Source organism: Vibrio sp. ES.051 (genome assembly GCF_002563795.1).
Lineage (GTDB): Bacteria > Pseudomonadota > Gammaproteobacteria > Enterobacterales > Vibrionaceae > Vibrio.
In genome coordinates this window covers 1,010,235-1,029,632 of the sequence record NZ_PDJL01000003.1, presented here as the reverse complement: position 1 = coordinate 1,029,632, position 19,398 = coordinate 1,010,235, and the positions used below count along the sequence as shown (strand labels likewise).

18 protein-coding genes are annotated in these 19,398 nt (G+C 44.5%); 11 read left to right on the top strand and 7 right to left on the bottom strand.

What is annotated here, in order from left to right; genetic code table 11:
• Nucleotides 1-70 precede the first annotated feature (70 nt).
• Complete coding sequence (nfsB, locus tag ATG66_RS05420) at nucleotides 71-724, top strand: oxygen-insensitive NAD(P)H nitroreductase (protein WP_098414328.1); 654 nt, start codon at nucleotides 71-73, stop codon at nucleotides 722-724.
• Nucleotides 725-804: 80 nt separating this feature from the next.
• A complete protein-coding gene (locus ATG66_RS05415; protein WP_098414327.1) occupies nucleotides 805-1,023 on the top strand; it encodes a VF530 family DNA-binding protein in 219 nt (72 codons plus the stop codon).
• 61 nt (nucleotides 1,024-1,084) lie between these two features.
• Here ATG66_RS05415 and ATG66_RS05410 read toward each other — a convergent pair whose 3' ends face one another.
• Nucleotides 1,085-1,693, bottom strand: a complete 609-nt coding sequence (locus ATG66_RS05410; RefSeq protein WP_098414326.1) for an alpha-ketoglutarate-dependent dioxygenase AlkB family protein — start codon at nucleotides 1,691-1,693, stop codon at nucleotides 1,085-1,087.
• Between the two features lie 129 nt (nucleotides 1,694-1,822).
• Between ATG66_RS05410 and ATG66_RS05405 the strand changes: the two genes are divergently transcribed.
• Entirely contained in the window at nucleotides 1,823-3,181 is a 1,359-nt protein-coding gene (locus ATG66_RS05405) for a diguanylate cyclase (RefSeq protein ID WP_098414325.1), read from the top strand.
• A 443-nt stretch (nucleotides 3,182-3,624) separates the two neighbouring features.
• Here ATG66_RS05405 and ATG66_RS05400 read toward each other — a convergent pair whose 3' ends face one another.
• Nucleotides 3,625-5,181: a DUF3612 domain-containing protein gene (locus ATG66_RS05400; protein ID WP_098414324.1), complete on the bottom strand. Its 1,557-nt coding sequence runs from the start codon at nucleotides 5,179-5,181 to the stop codon at nucleotides 3,625-3,627.
• 175 nt (nucleotides 5,182-5,356) lie between these two features.
• On the opposite strand from ATG66_RS05400, the gene ATG66_RS05395 reads away from it, so the two are divergent.
• Complete coding sequence (locus ATG66_RS05395; protein ID WP_179885596.1) at nucleotides 5,357-5,932, top strand: hypothetical protein; 576 nt, start codon at nucleotides 5,357-5,359, stop codon at nucleotides 5,930-5,932.
• A 95-nt stretch (nucleotides 5,933-6,027) separates the two neighbouring features.
• Here ATG66_RS05395 and gefA read toward each other — a convergent pair whose 3' ends face one another.
• Nucleotides 6,028-7,041: a diguanylate cyclase GefA gene (gene gefA / locus ATG66_RS05390; RefSeq protein ID WP_098414322.1), complete on the bottom strand. Its 1,014-nt coding sequence runs from the start codon at nucleotides 7,039-7,041 to the stop codon at nucleotides 6,028-6,030.
• 363 nt (nucleotides 7,042-7,404) lie between these two features.
• Between gefA and ATG66_RS05385 the strand changes: the two genes are divergently transcribed.
• From ATG66_RS05385 to ATG66_RS05375, 3 genes are read left to right on the top strand one after another with little or no spacing between them, the layout of a single operon-like run.
• Nucleotides 7,405-8,742 carry a DASH family cryptochrome gene (locus ATG66_RS05385; protein ID WP_098414321.1) on the top strand — a complete coding sequence of 446 codons (1,338 nt, stop codon included), beginning with the start codon at nucleotides 7,405-7,407 and terminating at the stop codon, nucleotides 8,740-8,742.
• Nucleotides 8,742-10,286, top strand: coding sequence for a cryptochrome/photolyase family protein (locus tag ATG66_RS05380; protein WP_098414320.1), 1,545 nt, complete (start codon nucleotides 8,742-8,744; stop codon nucleotides 10,284-10,286). Before ATG66_RS05385 ends, ATG66_RS05380 begins: the two co-directional genes overlap by 1 nt.
• Complete coding sequence (locus tag ATG66_RS05375; RefSeq protein ID WP_098414319.1) at nucleotides 10,286-10,993, top strand: SDR family oxidoreductase; 708 nt, start codon at nucleotides 10,286-10,288, stop codon at nucleotides 10,991-10,993. The genes ATG66_RS05380 and ATG66_RS05375 overlap by 1 nt, the downstream gene beginning before the upstream one ends.
• Before the next feature lie 17 nt (nucleotides 10,994-11,010).
• Here ATG66_RS05375 and ATG66_RS05370 read toward each other — a convergent pair whose 3' ends face one another.
• Together ATG66_RS05370 and msrB are read right to left on the bottom strand one after the other, a co-directional pair.
• Nucleotides 11,011-11,157, bottom strand: a complete 147-nt coding sequence (locus ATG66_RS05370; protein WP_098414318.1) for a DUF2256 domain-containing protein — start codon at nucleotides 11,155-11,157, stop codon at nucleotides 11,011-11,013.
• A 2-nt stretch (nucleotides 11,158-11,159) separates the two neighbouring features.
• Entirely contained in the window at nucleotides 11,160-12,302 is a 1,143-nt protein-coding gene (gene msrB, locus ATG66_RS05365) for a peptide-methionine (R)-S-oxide reductase MsrB (RefSeq protein WP_098414317.1), read from the bottom strand.
• A gap of 193 nt (nucleotides 12,303-12,495) precedes the next feature.
• Between msrB and ATG66_RS05360 the strand changes: the two genes are divergently transcribed.
• From ATG66_RS05360 to phnR, 4 genes are all read left to right on the top strand, one after another.
• Nucleotides 12,496-12,894: an OsmC family protein gene (locus ATG66_RS05360; RefSeq protein WP_098414316.1), complete on the top strand. Its 399-nt coding sequence runs from the start codon at nucleotides 12,496-12,498 to the stop codon at nucleotides 12,892-12,894.
• 116 nt (nucleotides 12,895-13,010) lie between these two features.
• Entirely contained in the window at nucleotides 13,011-13,565 is a 555-nt protein-coding gene (locus ATG66_RS05355) for a sugar O-acetyltransferase (RefSeq protein ID WP_098414315.1), read from the top strand.
• Between the two features lie 230 nt (nucleotides 13,566-13,795).
• A complete protein-coding gene (yjjG, locus tag ATG66_RS05350; protein WP_098414527.1) occupies nucleotides 13,796-14,470 on the top strand; it encodes a pyrimidine 5'-nucleotidase in 675 nt (224 codons plus the stop codon).
• 204 nt (nucleotides 14,471-14,674) lie between these two features.
• Nucleotides 14,675-15,379, top strand: a complete 705-nt coding sequence (gene phnR, locus ATG66_RS05345; protein ID WP_098414314.1) for a phosphonate utilization transcriptional regulator PhnR — start codon at nucleotides 14,675-14,677, stop codon at nucleotides 15,377-15,379.
• Nucleotides 15,380-15,535: 156 nt separating this feature from the next.
• On the opposite strand, the gene ATG66_RS05340 is transcribed toward phnR, so the two are convergent.
• Nucleotides 15,536-17,701, bottom strand: a complete 2,166-nt coding sequence (locus tag ATG66_RS05340; RefSeq protein ID WP_098414313.1) for a S9 family peptidase — start codon at nucleotides 17,699-17,701, stop codon at nucleotides 15,536-15,538.
• Between the two features lie 234 nt (nucleotides 17,702-17,935).
• Complete coding sequence (gene emrD, locus ATG66_RS05335) at nucleotides 17,936-19,141, bottom strand: multidrug efflux MFS transporter EmrD (protein WP_098414312.1); 1,206 nt, start codon at nucleotides 19,139-19,141, stop codon at nucleotides 17,936-17,938.
• Between the last annotated feature and the right edge of the window lie 257 nt (nucleotides 19,142-19,398).

The window sequence follows — 19,398 nt, the reverse complement described above, 5'->3', positions numbered from 1 at the left end:
AATCGGTTTTTCCATTTGTCTTATGAGGTTATCCTGTTAATTAGCTTAAACTCATTAACTGGAGAACCTCATGGATATCGTACAAGCTGCAAAATCTCGTTACTCAACGAAAGTGTTTGACCCAACCCGCAAGCTGCCACAAGAAAAAATCGATGCTGTCAAAGAGCTGATTCGTTTTAGTCCATCGAGTGTCAACTCCCAACCTTGGCATTGCATTCTGGCAAGTACAGAAGAAGGAAAGCAACGTATCGCGAAAGCGGCACAAGCGAACTACGCTTTCAACGCTGCGAAAATTCTTAATGCTTCACACGTTTTAGTGTTCTGCGCAAAAACTGGTATCGACAACGATTATATGGAAGCACTATTGGCTCAAGAAGAGCAAGATGGTCGGTTCCCAACAGAAGACGCAAAAGCAGCCGTACGCGGTGGCCGTCGCTACTTCGTCAATCTGCACCGCTTTGACTTAAAAGATGCCAATCACTGGATGGAGAAACAGGTTTATCTCAATGTGGGCACGGTGTTGCTGGGTGCTTCAGCATTAGGGTTCGACGCTGTGCCGATTGAGGGGTTTGACCCTAAGGTTCTTGATGAAGAGTTTGGTTTGCGCGAAAAGGGTTACACCAGTGTTGTGGTCGTACCGTTGGGTTACCACGCAGAAGATGACTTTAATGCGAAAACACCAAAATCTCGCTGGGACGCAGAAACGGTATTCACCGAGATCTAATGCTCTTCAAAAAGATTAGGCGGCTGCATCGGTTTGAGTTAGATTAGCCCGCAATTTGGTACCATTATCGGATTAACATCATGAACAACGAACAGCCTAATAACCCACTGCATGGGTTGAGTTTAGAAAAAATCGTCACCCGTCTAGTCGAGCACTTTGGTTGGAATGGTCTGTATGAACGCATTCGAGTCAACTGCTTTAAGAAAGATCCGTCCATCAAGTCGTCGCTTAAGTTTTTGCGTAAGACCCAGTGGGCGAGAGACAAGGTGGAAGCCTTGTATGTCGAGACTTTTTGTTAAGCGAATAAGTTTGACTCGTATGCACAAACGAACGCAGGCTCGTTGAGCGAAGAATTTGAGATTAATCGAGCGTATTAATTTGCCTGAAAGTCAAATTGATACGCTCGTTTTTCTGTTTTGCCGTCTTAGGTACGCTGTGTTTCCAATGGTGTTGGAGTTCTCCTGCCATAATTAATAACGAACCGTGAGAAAGCTCGAACTCTATCTCGGTTTTACAATGTAAATCTCTCAGTAGAAATCGACGTGTATCGCCTAAGTTCAAAGAGGCGATCACCGGGTTTCGCCCAAGTTCTGGCTCATTATCTTGATGCCAGCCCATTGAGTCTTGTCCGTTCCGATATAAATTCGCGAGTACTGAATTAAAGTGGGCGTCTGCAATAGATTCACAGCGCGCTTTAAGTTGGTATAACTCTGGCGTCCAAGGATGAGGCTGCATTGTCAGGCCGGAATAAGTATAAGTGGCGTCACCGTGCCACGCTTGTAAGCGTGGTTGAAGAACTGACCTCCCGAACATAGTGATGCGCTCTTGCTGCCAAGGGAGTGTTTCTCGAAGCTGTTCAAAGTACTGGTTGGCTTCTAAGTGACTAAGAAAATTAGGGTCGTAGTAGAGTTTACCTCTGTTAATTTCCTGCCATTGAGTGCCTGTAAATAAGTCGCCTTGTTGTTTCATCATCCCTCTATTTAATGTCTAAAAATCAGCATTTATTATTACTTTTTTATAATGATTGGTTATTCTTATAATAAGAATTTTAACAACATGTAAAAATTTTCGTAATGTTATACGAGCAGTGGAGAATATATGCATTATCCACCCAGAAAAAAATACTATTTTGCATTGCTTTTTCTTACTTTTTTCGCTTTGTGTGTTGGGGTTATTGAACTGCTTCATCGAAACCAACAGGCGCTTTACCAAGAGCGAACTCAAGTTGAGGCGAAAGAACTGCTCTTTACCCTTCGTGCCAATTTGGAAGCGGCACTTATGGCAGATATGTATAAAATAAGCACGCTAGCCACATTAGTCGCCTTGCTGCCGGACAGTCAAGAAAGTGAGCTGACGATTGCCGCTAATCGTATTTTAGGAGAAAGCGAACATATTACGGTTATTGGTATTGCAGAAAATGATGTCGTCAATTATGTCTTTCCGTTTGAGGGAAATGAACGGGTAAAAGGACTAGACTACCGCACTGTGCCACAGCAGTGGGGACAGGTGCAAAAAGCCAAAGAGATACAAGGCATTTTAATTGCTGGGCCTATCACTTTGGTCCAAGGTGGCTCGGGGCTGATTGCACATGTGCCTGTTTTCCTTGACCCCCCTTTGAATAACGATTATTGGGGAGTCATTAATGCGGTTATAGACTTTGATGCGCTGATGCGAGAAACCGGTGTTATGGACTTCGCTTATCGCTACCCATTAATGATTCGTAGTTATGATAGCCATGGTACATTTGGCGACATTTTCTTTGGAACAAAACATCAAGCTGAAGCTACCTACGCAAAAGCCATCGTCCAACTTCCTTATGGAGGGTGGTTGATGACGGTTTCTTCTGATACTGAGTTAGGTACTCAAGCACCTTGGCATCAGCTTTATTTGGCAAGAACAATCGGTTATCCCGTGGTGTTTATATTGAGCATGGCACTTATCGTCATCTACCGCTTATATAGTATTGCCGATGATCGTGCACTACACGATGAACTGACGCAGCTACCGAACCGTCGCTATTTTATGAAATACTACAAACTGCAATTCGAAATCGCGAAACGTTATAAAAAGCGTTACAGTTTTGCGCTAATCAATATTGACCTCGATAGGTTTAAATACATTAACGATACCTACGGTCATGATGCTGGCGATAAGGTTTTGATTGCAACAGCAGAAAGGATTCAAAGCACGTTGCGTAAGTCTGATATTGTTGCTCGGATGGGGGGGGATGAGTTTTTGGTGATGGTCCATAATCCAGGAACGAAAGACAATGTTCAATTCTTATTGCAGAAGATCAGGTTGGCGTTGTGTTCGACGCCAGTGATTTATGATGAAACCCTCATTTATTTGCGCAGCAGTATTGGATACGCGCTATTTGATCCAGAGATGTTGTCTCCAGAACAGATGATGAAAATAGCTGATGAGAGAATGTACCAACAAAAACACGGTGGCGAATAAGACCTTATTTAGGGGATAAAAGCAGTCTTTCAAAGAGAGGATTACATCAATGTAAGCCTTTTTTCATCCTGAACGTTCATCGTTGTTATGTAAGCTTTTTCGCAGCCATTGACACGCGAGTGAGTACTAATGCGTTAAGTTGTAGAGAAAAAGAGAAAGACGCTCTTTCTTGAGAAATTAATTAGTAGCAATGTGACACATAGCATATTTGCGCAAAATTGCATTTTGCAAAAGCATTTTGCGAAATTGTTGGTCGATAAAGCATCGATATGCATCAAGATCGAGTGAAAATAGCCTTTTAAAAGTTGGCACGCATTGTGCTTTACTAATATTGACCCTTATTAAGCCGAGGGTCACCTAGCCAACTGACGTTGTTAGTGAATACACATTGTTCACAATTATATACCGCCAATCACGATCATTGTGATTGGCGTTTTTTCTTTTTAGAGACCAATAATTTTTACTTCATCTGGCGTCTCATCGGCATCACCGCACTGACTATAACAACTTGGCTGTCTCGGGCAGACGGCGCCTCTTGAACAAATGAGTCTTGCTTGGCTTTGAATACCTCGTTCTATCCAGTTGATATTTAATATTTTAGCGATAACCGTTAAATCTTTTTTGATGTGTGTTGGGATGACACTACTTCCGCCGGAGGCGACGCACAGGGATTTGAGCTCTTCCGCGATAGAAACCGCGTCGCCACCTTGAGCAGAGATGGCCGGGTTCAAATCAATCCCTGCACATAGCACGCGATTGTTTCCGGCAGGATCAAACACATTGACCGACTCACAACAGTAAATACGAGGTTCATCGCCCACATTCAAAATTGAAATTTGCGCAGAGCTGGTGTCGAGAGGCTCTGCTAAGCGTCGAAATACAGCCCAATGCTGGCAAGGGTCGTTAACCTTCCGCATGTTGCCCCAAGGAAGTGGGATACCGTTGCCACGATAGACTGCCTTCAGTTTCCCCGGTCCATAAGCATCAAAGTAGTGCCAGTGCGGATAAGGTGATACCACCGTCATACGACGCATCGCGACAGAGGGTGAAACCCCGGCTTTTTTGTGGACGTCTATCTCGTATCCTGAACGGTCTAAAAGTTGGCGGAATGGCACCTTTGGACACAGTAATGCGCCCGCAAAGAAGCTGGACTCAAAATCACGCCATGCTTGCAAGATATCTTGTGAGTTTAATTCTGAGTTAGAAACCGAATTGTCCATTTGTTCCCAGTTATGTTGATGGCCAACAGACAGAACATTATTCATTGCATCGCTGCTGTGTAGTACACGATGACCAATATACACCGCTAAATCGTACTTCAGTCTTGTTGGGTAATCGCGCATTCGTTTGTTTAAGTATATGGTTCCCGGAGGTTCCATAAACGAAGTGATCAGCTGCTTAGCGTTAACGCCTAGTTCGTCAATCACGTCCTGTGGAGCGCGGTCTATCCAACGAATACCCAATCCCAGGCTTTTAGCAATATCGATCAGATCTTCTACCGACAAATTCAAACGCTTTAAACCGACTTCTTCTGCGGCTCGTTCTAAATCGGGAAAGTGATTTTGGTGGTTTTCCTGATGAGCGCGAATCAACAAATGTGCAAATTGACGTCCCGTAATACCAGTTTGAGACAGCATTTCTGGGATCGCGATTTGGAGAATATCATTAGAAAACAAAAAACTAGGCTCCAGCGCCATTCCATTGATCCCACCGCGATTGCCTTTGTTGGGCGTTATCGCGTCTAATTCGGGTTCATCATCTAAAAACCAAGCGGGATTTTTTTGAAAAACTTCCGCGATCACTTCGAGCATATCGATGCTTGGAACGCGTTTTCCACGTTCAATCATAGAAAGGTAGGAAACCGAAGGCGCGTACTCAGGATTTATCCTTACACAACGTGTAGATAAATCCTCCATAGTTAAATGGTTGTTCTTTCTTAGGTTTCTTATTTTCGTACCAAGAAAGTGTGACTGACGAATAAGGCTTTTTGACACAGACATTTTGTAAAATTCACATTGTAAAATTTTTGTTGTGAAATTGTAGTCAATTTTTCGCTATTCTACATACTGAGCAGGCAAGGAAATTAACCATCAACTTCACAGAATTGCCTGAAACTTAAACAAAGGAATTAAGTTTTTACTCTAGGACGAGTTTTTTAAGTGCGAGGATATGACGATGAATATGCTGAATTTCGATAAAAAAGAGATACAACAACAACGCCCATTTATCGCTGAAGCTGTATTTGCCGTCGAAGCGGTAAATGCTGAGCAGCAAAGTGAGAAGCAAATTAAAGCGAAGCAACTGCTAGACCGCATGTTCCCATTGGAGAACGGGTCGCACCAAGATGTGTCAAGTTACGTCATCGATTACCGCCATGTGTTGGCCTACTTCAAAGACGGCACGCACAGCGGCCTGCAAAGCCCAAAACATTTTGTCGCGTATACAAGTGAAAAAGAAGATCCTAAGTCAGTTTTGTTCAAGGATGAGTCAGGTAACCATGTAGAAGTGATGTTTGGTTGTCACAAAGGCACGGGATGTGTGGAGTTGATGGATATAGATGACATTCAATTAGAAACGCGCACTACGTTTAGTCCGGAACTGACAGGGAACGCACCGACCGCAATGCGCCACTGGATCAGCCTCGTGAAAGGTGACAAAAAAGGCAAACCAATGGCGTGTAGTGAAGACAAAGAATACACAGCAAAAAATGGGGATGACTACGTGTTAAGCTACTGCTATAGCGTTGATTAAAACTCGCCGATTAATACGCAACCTCGTATAGATACGGGGTTTCGTTATTTGGCTTCTGAAAAATAAAATGCGCAGCCAAATGGATTTAGGCTTAGTTAAATAGGCATGACGCGGTTTCGACCGAGTTGCTTAGCTTCGTAGAGTTGTTTATCTGCTTTATTCACCAGTGATTCTGGTGTGTCACCCACTTCAAATTCCGCCACACCAAAAGACGCAGTAATGTTGTAAACTTGAGTGCCAGAACGTTTATCTCTGATGCGTAGCTTTTCTATCATCCGACGCTGTGTGTCCGCATATTGGCGAGCAATCCGCAGTGACTTATTGGGCACAATTAATGCGAATTCTTCACCGCCAAAGCGATACGCACATATCCCATCCCGACAACTTTGCAGTAGCCTGCGAGCGATGGCTTTTAGCACCGTATCTCCGAAAAGGTGACCATAATCGTCGTTAAGTAATTTGAAATGGTCGATATCGAGCATCACTAATGTCATCGCTTGGTTTGCTTCAACCAACGAAGCTAAGTCACTGTCAAATGCGCGACGATTGTAAAGGTTGGTTAAACCATCGAATAAAGCGTCTTTTTGCACATCCGCTAGTTGGTTTTTGAGGCGAGAAATCTCTTCACTGGCGTTAGTCAGTTGGTTATTCAGAAACTTAGTTGAATGACGAATTTCGTGTGATTCGGCCACCAGCTGACGTATCACGATCATGACCTCTTCAATACTTAAGCTGCTGTCTTCGACTTTTTCGAGCTTATTGAAGCTTTTGTCCACCATGTCGGAAAAAGTGGAGGTATCTAAAAGTGTATCGTTCATCGAGCGGGATACTTGGTTTAGCAAAACTTCTACACTAGTACGAAGATCTTCCAGATTGGTTTCTGCTTTTCCGGCCACATAGCTGTTATATAGTTGCTTATTGGTGGCGGGTGGGCAAATACCGTAGTTTTCCAAAATCGTATCCAACTCAAAGTTAAGTGCCGGAATGGTTTTGTCGACATAGGTATACCAAAGCGCGTAGTTGGCTGGCGTTGCAGCAACATGATTTTTGATCATTAGTGGCACCGCTTTCTTTAAGTTAGCGGTTGATTTTTTAAATTCGTCAGTCATTTCTGCGATGGTAGTAGCAAAATAGAATTAGACTTAGACTAACGGATATTAACCAATATCGCCTTAATTTTTACAGGTTTTTCATGATTTATATAAAAAATGAGTGATTAAGAGAGCCAGCGATAAAGTCACTGGTTGGTTTCAAAAGCACTTGTATGAAACTTGAGCTGGTGATTTGTATCGGACAAGGAGTCTGTACCGATATTGGGGGGATTGAGTCGAAGCTTGTAGAAACGATGATCTCGAAAATATCTTGTGCGTATAAATGCAAGTTAAAACAAGGTGCTTAACTCGCACATTGAGGTGATTTGGATACCTGAATGCCGCGACACAAGGATTTCGGTTATAGGGAGAGGGTGTAACTTGGAAAAGAAAATAGGGCTTTATTGGTTCAGCAATGATTTGCGTTTGCACGATAATGCGTTGCTATTAAGCGCTTGCGCTGAAGTAGATGAGTTGATTTGCTTATATTGTCACCCTTTGGTGACCCCTTACCTGCGTCATTTCGCGCAAGAAACCTCGCTTGGGAGTAAGAAGCAACAATTTCTTGATGCCTCGTTGAGTGATTTGAATCGATCGCTCGGCAAATTTAATCAGCGTTTATGGTCGGTAGAACTTCACCCATATCAAGCCATCAAATATGCGGTTAATCGCTTTGGCGTGACTAATATTTACGCCGAGGTATTTGCTGGCACGGATGAACAAGTGGTGCTTAAAAACATTCAACACGATTGTCCGTACGTCACAATAAATCAACAAGCGATACGCACTCTATTTAGTGAGAACCAACTGCCGTTTGAGTTGCACCGCTTACCTGAAACCTTCACCCAATTTAGAAAACAAGTAGAAGGCCTATCAGTATCGCAGCCCCAAGCTAATGTTAGTGGTTTGCCTCCGATGCCGAATGGGGTCAACTTTCCTACGACAACAACCTTGTACTTCGATACCAAGCCAACATTTCTTGGAGGAGAACAAAGTGGCCTTGAACATTGTCGAGGCTATTTCGCCTCTTTCCTCGCGAGCCAATACAAGCAAACACGCAACGGCCTCGATGGGATGGAGTACTCGACCAAGTTTTCACCTTGGCTGGCGAGTGGCAGTGTCTCACCCAAAACAATTTATGCCATGCTCAAGCGGTATGAGCAGGTGAATGGCGCAAATGACTCCACCTATTGGATCTATTTCGAACTGTTGTGGCGTGAATATTTTTATTGGTACGCGAGGAAATACCAGCAAAAACTGTTTCGTTTTGCTGGTATCCATAACCGCCCGCCATTGACAAGCTTTTATGCGCAGCGCTTTAAGCAGTGGAAGAAAGGCGAGACGCCATTTCCTATCGTGAATGCGTGCATGCATCAACTCAATATAACCGGTTATATGTCTAATCGAGGCCGTCAATTGGTGGCAAGCTGTTTAGTGCATGAACTGGGATTAGATTGGCGCTACGGTGCGGCTTATTTTGAAACTCAGCTCATTGATTACGACGTTGGCTCTAACTGGGGTAATTGGCAATACCTAGCAGGGGTCGGAGCGGATCCGCGTGGGTCACGCCAGTTCAATTTAGAGAAACAGACACAACAGTATGATCCAGATTTTTCATTCATCGATAAATGGCAGGGTTGGTGCACAAGAGCACGCCTTGACAGTGTCGACATGGTGGACTGGCCGATCATGTCAGAGAAAGAAAGCGGAGATAACTGATGCACTATGAGACCGTCAGACTTATTTTGGGTGATCAGCTCAATAGTGAGCATTCATGGTTTCACCACGTCGACGACAAGGTGCTTTATGTCATTGCAGAAGTGCATCAAGAAAGCACTTATGTCACACACCACATTCAAAAGGTGTGTGCGTTTTTCTCTGCGATGGCGCACTTTACTAAAGAAAAACAGAGTGAAGGACACCATGTTTTACATTTAACTCTAGATGACACTCAATCTTTTGATGATTTGGCCCAAGTACTACAGCATTATGTGAGTGAGGTTGGAGCAACAAAGTTTGAATATCAACGACCGGATGAATATCGGCTTCTGGAGCAGCTTGCAAACATAACGTTGGATGGTGTCGTCAAACGTTGTGTTGATACCGAGCATTTTCTGTTGCCTTTTGAAGAGATAGAGCCGCAGTTCCCGCAGGGCAAACATATCATGATGGAGCACTTTTATCGCCGGATGCGCAAGCGTTTCGATATTTTGATGCAAGACGGCAAACCTGTCGGAGGTAAATGGAATTATGACGCCAATAATCGCAATAAACTCAAAGTAAAAGACGTTGAACAGTTACCTCAACCATTAATGTTCAGCATCGATGTTAGTGATATTTTAGAGCGCTTGCAGAGGCATAATATCCAAACCATTGGGCGGCTTAAGGGAGATTTGCTATGGCCTGTCAATCGTTCTCAAAGTTTGTCGCTACTCGCTCATTTTTGCCAAATTTGTCTGCCTCAATTTGGCAGGTTCCAAGACGCAATGACTTCAAAGCATGAGTCGAAATGGAGCCTGTATCATAGCCGTTTATCGTTCTCGATGAACACAAAACTATTGCATCCTAAAGAGGTCATAGAGGCTGCGTTACATGCATTTCGCTCTAATCCGAACATCGATATTGCTCAGGTAGAAGGCTTTATTCGTCAAATATTAGGCTGGCGAGAATACATCCGGGGTGTTTATTGGGCGAACATGCCACACTATCCGCAAAAGAATGAACTTGATGCGTCACGCACATTACCGAGTTACTTTTGGACCGGTGAAACGAAAATGGCGTGCATGCGTCACGCCATTGGTCAATCTCTCGATTATGCCTACGCACACCATATTCAACGATTGATGGTGACGGGTAATTTTTGCTTGCTGACTGAAATCGACCCAGACCAAGTGGACGAGTGGTATCTCGGCATTTATATCGATGCGATTGAGTGGGTAGAAATGCCCAATACACGAGGGATGGCGTTATTTGCCGATGGCGGTATTGTTGGGACCAAACCTTATGCTGCCAGTGGTTCGTACATTAATAAAATGAGCGACTACTGCAAAGATTGTTATTACGACAACAAAGTTCGCAGCGGTGAGGCAGCATGTCCGTTTAATAGTCTTTATTGGCGATTCATGCACAAGCACGAAAAACGCTTGGCGACCAATCCTCGTATTGGGATGATTTTTCGCTCTTGGGATAATATGGCAAAATCTCAGCGCCAAGCAATATTGGATACCGCCGAACACTACATGAAAAATTTGGAGAGTTTGTAATGAACATTTTAATTGTAGGAGGCAATGGCGGTATCGGTTTTGCAATGGTGCAAGAGGCGGTAATTCGGTTTCCTCAGGCGAGAATCCACGCTACGTTCCACCGCCACAAGCCGGATTGGTTGCACCCTAGCGTTTTTTGGTATCAGGCGGATGTCACCCAACAAGCGCATGTTAATGCGCTCAGTGAGGACATTGAGCAGGTCGATTGGGTGATCAACTGTGTCGGCATGTTGCATACGTCAAGCAAAGGGCCAGAGAAGACCCTCAATGCACTCGATGCCGATTTCTTTCAACACACCATAACGGTAAACACCTTGCCAAGTTTGCTGCTGGCGAAATATTTCACCCCCAAACTCAAGCGCAGTAACGCGCCTAAGTTTGCCACTATTTCAGCCAAAGTCGGCAGCATCAGTGATAACCAACTTGGCGGTTGGTACAGTTATCGCGCTTCTAAAGCGGCGCTGAACATGTTTCTCAAAACCATGTCTATTGAATGGCAGAGAATGGTTAAACATGGAACGGTGTTAGCTCTGCACCCTGGTACGACCGATACTGACTTGTCTGAGCCCTTCCAAACCAATGTGCCTGAGGGGAAGTTGTTCTCCCCAGAGCGTGTCGCGAAAGATTTGATAGGTTTAATAGAAAAAGCAACCCCGCAAGATAGCGGGGCATTTTGGGCTTATGATGGTGAGCTTTTACCTTGGTAATTGGGCTAAATCACTTTTTACCTTTGTGCGGGTTTGCTTCTTCTGCACCGTTCGGAGCAATAAACGATGTCATTCCAGTTGCGCGCCCACTTCTTTCTCCAAGAAAATGGGCGCTGACAAACTGGGCAGATCTTCATTGCTAGCTTTGCTTTAAAGCCTTTCATTACTATTTATCAAACAAGTAAAGATACGCTTCGTAACCCTGTTTTTTCATCTCGCTGACAGGAATAAACTTCATGGCTGCGGAGTTCATGCAGTAGCGTAACCCGGTTGGTTTCGGTCCATCTTTAAACACATGTCCTAAGTGGGAGTCACCGAACTTACTGCGCACCTCAGTGCGTGGGTAGAGCAGTTTGTAATCGGTTTTTTCCACGACATAAACAGAATCAATTGGTTTGGTAAAACTTGGCCAACCTGTGCCGGATTTATACTTGTCGGTCGAAGAGAACAGCGGTTCACCAGTCACGATATCTACGTAAATTCCGGCTTCTTTGTTATCCCAGTACTCATTATCAAAAGGGCGCTCTGTCCCATCTTCCTGCGTCACGTAATACTGCTGCTCAGTTAACGTTGATTTAATTTTCGATTGAGCCGGTTTGTTATACTCTTTTTTATTCGATAATCGCTTTTTTTCTTCGATTAACTGGCGAAGCGTCTTCGGGTTTTGTTTACGATCTTCGCCGAATACTTCATCTAAGTACTGATCTCGACCCGATGCGTAGCGGTAGTACTTGTACTTTAAGCTACTCTTTTTGTAGTAATCTTGATGGTAATCTTCTGCAGGATAAAATTTCTCAAACTCAATCAGCTCAGTTTTGAGTGGTTTTGGATAAATCATTGCCTTGTCAATTTCCATCATAAACTGTTTAGCAATCTGTTTTTGCTGGTCGTTGTGATAAAAAATCGCAGGTCGGTACTGTGGACCACGGTCAACAAACGAACCTTTGTCATCGGTTGGGTCGATGTGGCGGAAAAAGTAGTCCAATACTTGCTCGTAGCTCACCTCATCAGGGGAGTATTTCACTTTCACCACCTCAATGTGACCAGACTTGCCTGATGACACTTGACGGTAAGTCGGGTTTTCAATTTGTCCGCCAGAATAACCAGACACGACGTCTAATACGCCAGGGAGTTGTTCCAAGTCCGACTCAGTACACCAGAAACAGCCACCGGCTAATGTCGCGATGCTCACTTTTTCTGATGCATTTATTTTATCCATTGTATCGGCGGTCCCTGTTCTACTCAGTAAGATGAGCGAAACAGGAAGAGTGAGAGAGAGCCCGACCAATAACTTAGATATTTTTTTCATAGCAACCTCAAGTTGTTTTCATTGTTACGAGTTAGAAAGTGTTACGTAAATAGAACGGCCGCAGAGCGAAAAAATTACAGCAAGGTTGAAAATTACTTTGCCCTTTGTTGTGAGAAAGCTACAGTATCGACACGAAACACCCCGCCCAGCGGGATAACGATGTCCCCAATGCGCGATGCAAAAGAGGTAAACCATGCAAGCAGAAGTTAAATGGGTTGAAGATTTTAAATTCCTAGGACAGTCTCAGTCAGGCCACTCGGTGGTGATGGATGGCAACAGCGGCGCAACCGCCCCAAGTCCGATGGAAATGGTATTGATGGCCGCTGGTGGCTGTAGCTCTGTCGACGTTGTGGATGGCTTGAAAACCGCAGGCCAAAAAGTGGCGTCAGTGAACGCGAAGTTAACCACTGAGCGCCGAGAAACGGCGCCACGGATTTTTACACAAGTGAATATTCACTTCGACGTCTCTGGTGATGATCTTGACCCTGAAGTTGTGGCGCAAGTCGCTGCAGATTCTTTGGAAAAATATTGCTCGGTTTGTTTGATGCTTGGCCAAGGTGTAGAAATAACCCACAGCTGGGAAATTGTATAAGTCGATACTTGCGACAGAACAGCAAAATAGGAAAGAGAAAAGTGCACGCTTTTCTCTTTTTTTATTCCTTAATTCGCGTACCGTGTGATTGGTCTGAAAGTTGTAGGAGTTTTCCAGTGACAGAACTAGAAAAAATGATGTCTGGCCAAGTATTTGATGGTATGGATAAAGAAATCGATGCCATTCGAACGGATGCCCTTCAAACCCTTCGAGCACTGAATAACAATACCGATGAAAGCAAGCGAGACGCATTGCAAAAGCAGTTATTTGGCAAAGCAGGTTTATGTATTGTGCAGGCACCATTTCATTGTGAGTTTGGCAAGACAATTGAAATCGGTGAAGAGACGTTTATCAATATGAACGTGGTGATGCTCGATGGTGCCAAGATAACGATTGGAAACCATGTGCTCATAGGTCCCAGTGTTCAGCTGTACACTGCGTCTCACTCATTGGACTACCAAAGCCGCCGTCGGTGGGAAACATTTTGCAAACCAATTACCATCGAAGATGATGTGTGGATTGGCGGTAATTCTGTTATCAACCAAGGTGTGACCATTGGTGCCCGCTCTGTCATTGCGGCCAATTCTGTCGTAAACCATGATGTTCCACCAGACTGCATTTACGGCGGTACGCCTGCAAAGTTGATTCGACGTTTAAATGAGGAAGAATAAAAGGCAGGGTTTTCTCAATTCGGTATGCTTGAACCACAGAAATGAGCGCTTTAGATAGGGCTCATTTTTAATTTTGGATGGATAATAATATGGCGATTATTCTGAAGTGGCGAACCAGTTATTATTGAATTTAAAGCGACAATTAATTTCCAATGATAGAGATTACCTTCAAGAAGAAAACACTTTAGACTATGCACCAGTATGATGACCTTGATTTTTGGAAAAAGAAAATGAAATACGATTGGATCCTATTTGACGCTGATGAAACCTTATTCCACTTTGATGCTTTCAAAGGTTTGCAGCTTATGTTTTCTCGCAAAGGTGTCGAGTTTACAGAACAAGATTTTGCACACTACCAAACCGTAAACAAACCTCTTTGGGTGGACTATCAAGATGGCAAAGTCACCGCAGATGAGTTAAAACATCATCGTTTTACCGAGTGGGCGGAAAAACTGAATACGACCACCGTTGAACTCAATAGTGCATTTTTAGAAGCAATGGCCGATATTTGTAGTTTGTTGCCTGGTGCAAAAGAGCTGATGGACGCGCTGCAAGGCAAAGCGAAAATGGGCATTATCACCAACGGTTTTACAGAGCTACAAGCGATTCGTCTTGAGCGCACCGGGATGACAGAGTACTTCGACCATGTGGTGATTTCTGAGCAGGTGGGCGTAGCAAAACCTGACTTGGGCATTTTTGAATACGCGATGCAGCAAATGGGGCATCCCTGCAAAAGCCGCGTATTGATAGTCGGCGACAATCTGCATTCTGATATTCTTGGTGGTAATAACTTTGGTATCGAAACTTGCTGGTTAAATACCACTGGTGCCAGCACGGATGAACGTATTGCGCCAAGTTACACCGTTGAATCTTTAACCGAGCTTAAGAGCATTTTGGTGGCGTAACGGCTGAGCAGGTATAACGCCTGATTGACTTATTCATTTCTGACTTTTTCGCACGGATTCTTTCGGTTGTTACGATTGCCCATACGTTAGCTCGTATGGGTGATATCCATGAGTGCTGTCGCAATCACGAAAAGGGTTTGGATAACGCTGAGTCAGTTATATGAAAATGGCATGCAAGCTCGGCGGAAAGTATGAGGACACTTCGTGCAGTACGTAAAAATTAAAGATTCGATTGTGGAGCAAATAGAAGCGGGCATGCTGTCGCCTCGTCAAAAGCTACCAGCAGAGCGCAAACTTGCGGAGTCGTTTGATACGACACGAGTGACGCTGCGAGAAGCGTTGTCGCTCTTGGAAGCCGAAGGCCGAATCTATCGTGAAGATCGTCGAGGTTGGTTCATCTCACCGGAGCCGTTGCGTTACGATCCCACTCAAACGCTAAACTTTCCTAATATGGCCAAGTCGCAAAACCGTGTGCCGAAAACGGAATTAGTCTCAGCGAAAGGCACGTTAGCAAATAAACTCGCGGCTCGCTTATTGGAGCTTCAGCCGTTTTCTGACGTGTATCGCGTTGATCGTGTCCGCTACTTAGACGATCGCCCGGTGGTTTATGTGACGAGTTATATTCGTTCTGATATTTTTCCAAACCTATTGTCTTACGATTTGTCGAGCTCGCTTAAGGACATCTACCGTGATCGTTACGGAGTGGTGTATAAAAAAATTCACTATCGCATTTCAACCAGCACTTTGTTGGGGGAGATGGCTCAGGCATTGCGTGCGACCTCTGGCACTCCGGCAACGGTTGTCGAGCGTATCAATTACAACCAACATGGTGAGTTGTTCGGTTGCGATATCGAATACTGGCGACATGACACGATTAGCATTGAATCGGTGGCAGAGCTGGATAATTAACGTTTTTTCTCAGTTTCAAAGGCTTCATTTCGAAGCCTTTTTTATCCATACAGAAAAACGACATGGGAGTGTTAACCACTGTGTTAATGCTCTTTCTGCGGTTTGTCTCTAGGTTCTAATAACCTAGGCAAAAGTCACGCTAGTTCGAGGTGACGTTTACTCGGTTTCTAACAAGTCTAAGAAGAAAGCGTATTCAAGCGCATCTTCTTTTAAACGTTTGAAGCGACCTGACGCGCCGCCGTGTCCCGCTTCCATATCGGTCTTAAAGAGCAGCACATTACTATCTGTTTTCATTTCACGTAGCTTCGCGATCCACTTCATCGGCTCAAAGTATTGTACTTGAGAATCATGCAAGCCAGTGGTGACCAGCATGTTTGGATAGTCTTGCGCTTTAACGTTGTCGTAAGGCGAGTAACTCAACATATAGTCATAATATGTTTTATTATTTGGATTTCCCCATTCGTCGTACTCATTGGTGGTCAGTGGAATGGACTCATCCAACATCGTCGTGACCACATCAACAAACGGAACATGCGCAGCAACACCGCGGTACAACTCGGGCGCTTGGTTAATGACGGCACCCATTAATAAACCACCTGCGGAACCACCGACGGCAAACACTTTATCTTTCGCCCCATATCCTTGCTCTACGAGACCTTTGGTTACGTCAATAAAGTCGTTGAAGGTATTTTGTTTGGTGAGTTTTTTACCATCGTCATACCAAGGGCGCCCCAACATTTCAGAACCACGAATATGAGCGATCGCATAAACAAAGCCGCGATCTAACAGGCTCAAGCGGGTGGAGTGGAAAGTCGGTTCTATGGTAGCCCCGTAAGATCCATAACCATATTGATAGATTGGGTTTGTGCCGTCTTTCTTAAACAAGTCTTTACGATACACCAAAGAAACGGGCACTTCTTTACCGTCACGGGCTGTGATCATAATGCGTTCTGATTGGTAATTGTCAGGATTAAAATCACCGAGTACTGGTGTTTGCTTCATGATTTCTGATTCGCCTGTGTTTAAATCGAAATCATAGTAAGTACCAGGCGTGGTTAAGCTGCTGTAGTAAATGCGAACGTGAGTATTATCCAGTTCCAAGTTGCCAGTCAGATAAGCCGCAAATGCGTTGTCGTTAAATACTAGAGGGAACTCTTTGCTCGTTGAAAGTTGGCGAACCGTCATCGTAGACAAACCGTGAGTGCGCTGTTCGTAAACGAGGTGGTCGGTGAACAGTTCAAAGTCGACAAGTTGAGAGTTATCGTCTGCGGCAATGACATCTTGCCATTTAGTACGATCATGCATCTCATTTTTATGTACTTTCATCAGGCGAAAGTTCACCGCTTGGTAATTGGTATACACGTAGTACCAATCCCCCAATTTGTCGACGCTGTACTCGATGCCTTCTTCACGCGGGTAAAAGGGTTGAGCTGTGGATTTTGGGTTATTGGCATCAATGATAGAAACGCCGCTGGTTTCTGTGCTGGAGTGCCAAATGTAAATCTCTTTTCCATCTTTGCTGGTACTCAGAGAGGTGTAGTACGCACTGTTGGGTTCTTCATAAATCAGTTCATCGCTGGTTTGCGCTGTTCCTAGCACATGGCGATAAACTTGGTAACCCAACAAGGTTTGCGGATCTTTTTTGATGTAGTAGAAAGCTTGGTTATCGTTTTGCCATGCGATGGCACTGGATGCGCCTTCAATTTCGTCGTCTAGATAATCACCGGTGAGCAAATCTTTGATCTTAATGGTGTAGACACGGCGGCTTAGCGTGTCTTCTCCGTAAGCGAGCAAGTTTTCATTTGGACTCACGTATAAACCGCCAATGCTGAAGAATTCATGTTCTTTAGCCAGTTTATTGACATCCAAAATCACCGTTTTATCCGTCCCTGAAAAATCCTTCGCTCGCAGGTGGACTTCATACTCATTGTCTCCAGAGACTTCACTTGAGTAGAAGTAGTTGCCTTTGCGAACCGGAACGGAGTTATCGTCTTTTGCGATACGCCCTTTAATCTCTTCAAATAGTTGCTGCTGAAGTGTTTCAGTATGTTTAAGAACGGTTTCTGCATACTGATTTTCTTGTTCTAGGTGTTGCAAGACTTCTGGGTCTTGTCGTTTGTCATCGCGCATCCAGTAATAGTTGTCAACACGGGTGTCACCATGAATGGTCATTGCGTGTGGGACTTTTTTTGCAACAGGCGCTTGAGTTTTTTGAGCAACAAGCTGTGATTTGGAGTATTGATTCATGGTTGGAATTCCTTGATTGCTGCATCCGGCGATAAGTGCGACCGATACGACCAACGTAGTGAGAATAAAACGCATCTATATATCCTTATTTTGTACCTTTCTCATTTAAGTGCCATCTAAGTGCCATCGTCCATTGATTATTGTAGTGAAGCTACGTAAGTATGCTTTCTGTCATGTAGTTTATATCGGATGATGGTTGTGTATAGCCAAATAACCTCAAGATGCAGGGTTAGAGTGTTACTAAATAGCTTTGCGTTTCCACATGATATAGAAAAGGGACACACTTGCCGCGCGTCCCTTTGGTATGAATTAAATAACTTGCGGTACTTCGTTGGAGTGATCGTGTGCGCGGTTCACCCACATTAGGCCGAGCATCGCAATAATCGACATGACCATCATCAGAATACCAAGTGGCATTTGGTTCTGCGCCGGAAATAACGACGCAAGTAACGTCACAATGCCTGCCCCTAAGTTCTGCATGCCGCCAAGCGTCGCACCAGCGGTACCTGCATGGTAAGGGAATGGTGCGATGGCACCTGTGGTTGCCGCAGGGAACAGAATGCCTGCCCCTAAGAAGTAAATTGTTGCTCCACCGACTAATGTTAGTGCGGTTGTTAAACCAAATAAGCCAGGGATCAGTACAATCGCCGAGCCGACAAAAATCGACACTAAGCCGACATTTAATGCGCGGCGTTCAGAACGACGTTGCGCGAGGTAACTTGATAAACCCGCACCGATTAAGTATCCCGGAATTGGCAAAATAAACAGCAAGCTAACCGTCGTTGCTGGCAGCGCCAATACGCCACCTAGTAGCACCCCCGCCGCAGCCTCGAATACGCCTACGCCAGCGAAGGTTGCGACGAGGCAAATCAAAAAGCCTTGGAAGCGGCGATCAGACAAAACGTGTTTGTAGCTTTTTGCGACTGGCTCAAACTTGCGTTTCTCTTTCGGCAGTGTCTCCATCATGCTTGTCATCATCGTAATCACAACCGCAATACCAAATAGCGCTAAGAATAGATAGCTAGAGCGCCAGCCGAACGCTTCGGTTAAATACCCACCAAGGACAGGAGCCATCAGTGGTGAAAAAATCACACACATGCTGATCAAGCTGTTTGCACGGTGTAACTCAGCACCTTCAAAGCAATCGCGAGTTAAGGTACGTGACATCGCCCCACCACAACCAATGCCGAGACCTTGAATAAAGCTACCGATCAAGAACCACTCAAATTGATGTGCAAACAGCGCCACCAACGTACCTACGATGTAGATAAGCAGGCCCGCAATGATGATCGGCTTACGACCAAAACGATCCGACAACGTGCCGTAGGCGAATTGCGATAAGCCGTATGGGATCAGATAGCATGCCATCACGGCTTGAAGTGATGACGCAGATACCAAAAACTCACCCGCCATATGACCGATTGAAGGCACGTACATGGTTTGGGTCATTTGACCCACGGCGGTCAATATTGCGATTAAAAAGGTAAATTTGACTAATGGAAGTGAAGCAGACATTAGCGTATCTCTCCAAAAAATATAAGACGTAAAAAAACCGTGGCACTTTATGCTGAATGCCAGATGAGTTCTGATTTCACGGGGGTCATTTGCGCGAGATAGTAGTGTTTGCGTGTACAATTAGCAATCGAAAAGTGTGAAGTTGAGCAAGATAAAAATCTATGATTTTAATTAGAAAAACTAATCCAAACTTGGAGCTGGCATATGGAGGGTTTTATGCTTCAAATTCAGTAGAAGTTATCGTATTAGACGAGGGG

What these genes read in the sequence shown, in the direction of transcription:
- nfsB (WP_098414328.1), top strand. Translation starts at nt 71, where the DNA reads ATGGATATCGTACAAGCTGCAAAATCTCGTTACTCAACGAAAGTGTTT.
- ATG66_RS05405 (WP_098414325.1), top strand. Translation starts at nt 1,823, where the DNA reads ATGCATTATCCACCCAGAAAAAAATACTATTTTGCATTGCTTTTTCTT.
- ATG66_RS05380 (WP_098414320.1), top strand. Translation starts at nt 8,742, where the DNA reads ATGCACTATGAGACCGTCAGACTTATTTTGGGTGATCAGCTCAATAGT.
- msrB (WP_098414317.1), bottom strand. Translation starts at nt 12,302, where the DNA reads ATGAAAAAAATATCTAAGTTATTGGTCGGGCTCTCTCTCACTCTTCCT.
- ATG66_RS05370 (WP_098414318.1), bottom strand. Translation starts at nt 11,157, where the DNA reads ATGAAAGGCTTTAAAGCAAAGCTAGCAATGAAGATCTGCCCAGTTTGT.
- ATG66_RS05415 (WP_098414327.1), top strand. Translation starts at nt 805, where the DNA reads ATGAACAACGAACAGCCTAATAACCCACTGCATGGGTTGAGTTTAGAA.
- emrD (WP_098414312.1), bottom strand. Translation starts at nt 19,141, where the DNA reads ATGTCTGCTTCACTTCCATTAGTCAAATTTACCTTTTTAATCGCAATA.
- ATG66_RS05340 (WP_098414313.1), bottom strand. Translation starts at nt 17,701, where the DNA reads ATGCGTTTTATTCTCACTACGTTGGTCGTATCGGTCGCACTTATCGCC.
- gefA (WP_098414322.1), bottom strand. Translation starts at nt 7,041, where the DNA reads ATGACTGACGAATTTAAAAAATCAACCGCTAACTTAAAGAAAGCGGTG.
- ATG66_RS05395 (WP_179885596.1), top strand. Translation starts at nt 5,357, where the DNA reads ATGAATATGCTGAATTTCGATAAAAAAGAGATACAACAACAACGCCCA.
- ATG66_RS05360 (WP_098414316.1), top strand. Translation starts at nt 12,496, where the DNA reads ATGCAAGCAGAAGTTAAATGGGTTGAAGATTTTAAATTCCTAGGACAG.
- ATG66_RS05375 (WP_098414319.1), top strand. Translation starts at nt 10,286, where the DNA reads ATGAACATTTTAATTGTAGGAGGCAATGGCGGTATCGGTTTTGCAATG.
- yjjG (WP_098414527.1), top strand. Translation starts at nt 13,796, where the DNA reads ATGAAATACGATTGGATCCTATTTGACGCTGATGAAACCTTATTCCAC.
- ATG66_RS05400 (WP_098414324.1), bottom strand. Translation starts at nt 5,181, where the DNA reads ATGTCTGTGTCAAAAAGCCTTATTCGTCAGTCACACTTTCTTGGTACG.
- ATG66_RS05410 (WP_098414326.1), bottom strand. Translation starts at nt 1,693, where the DNA reads ATGAAACAACAAGGCGACTTATTTACAGGCACTCAATGGCAGGAAATT.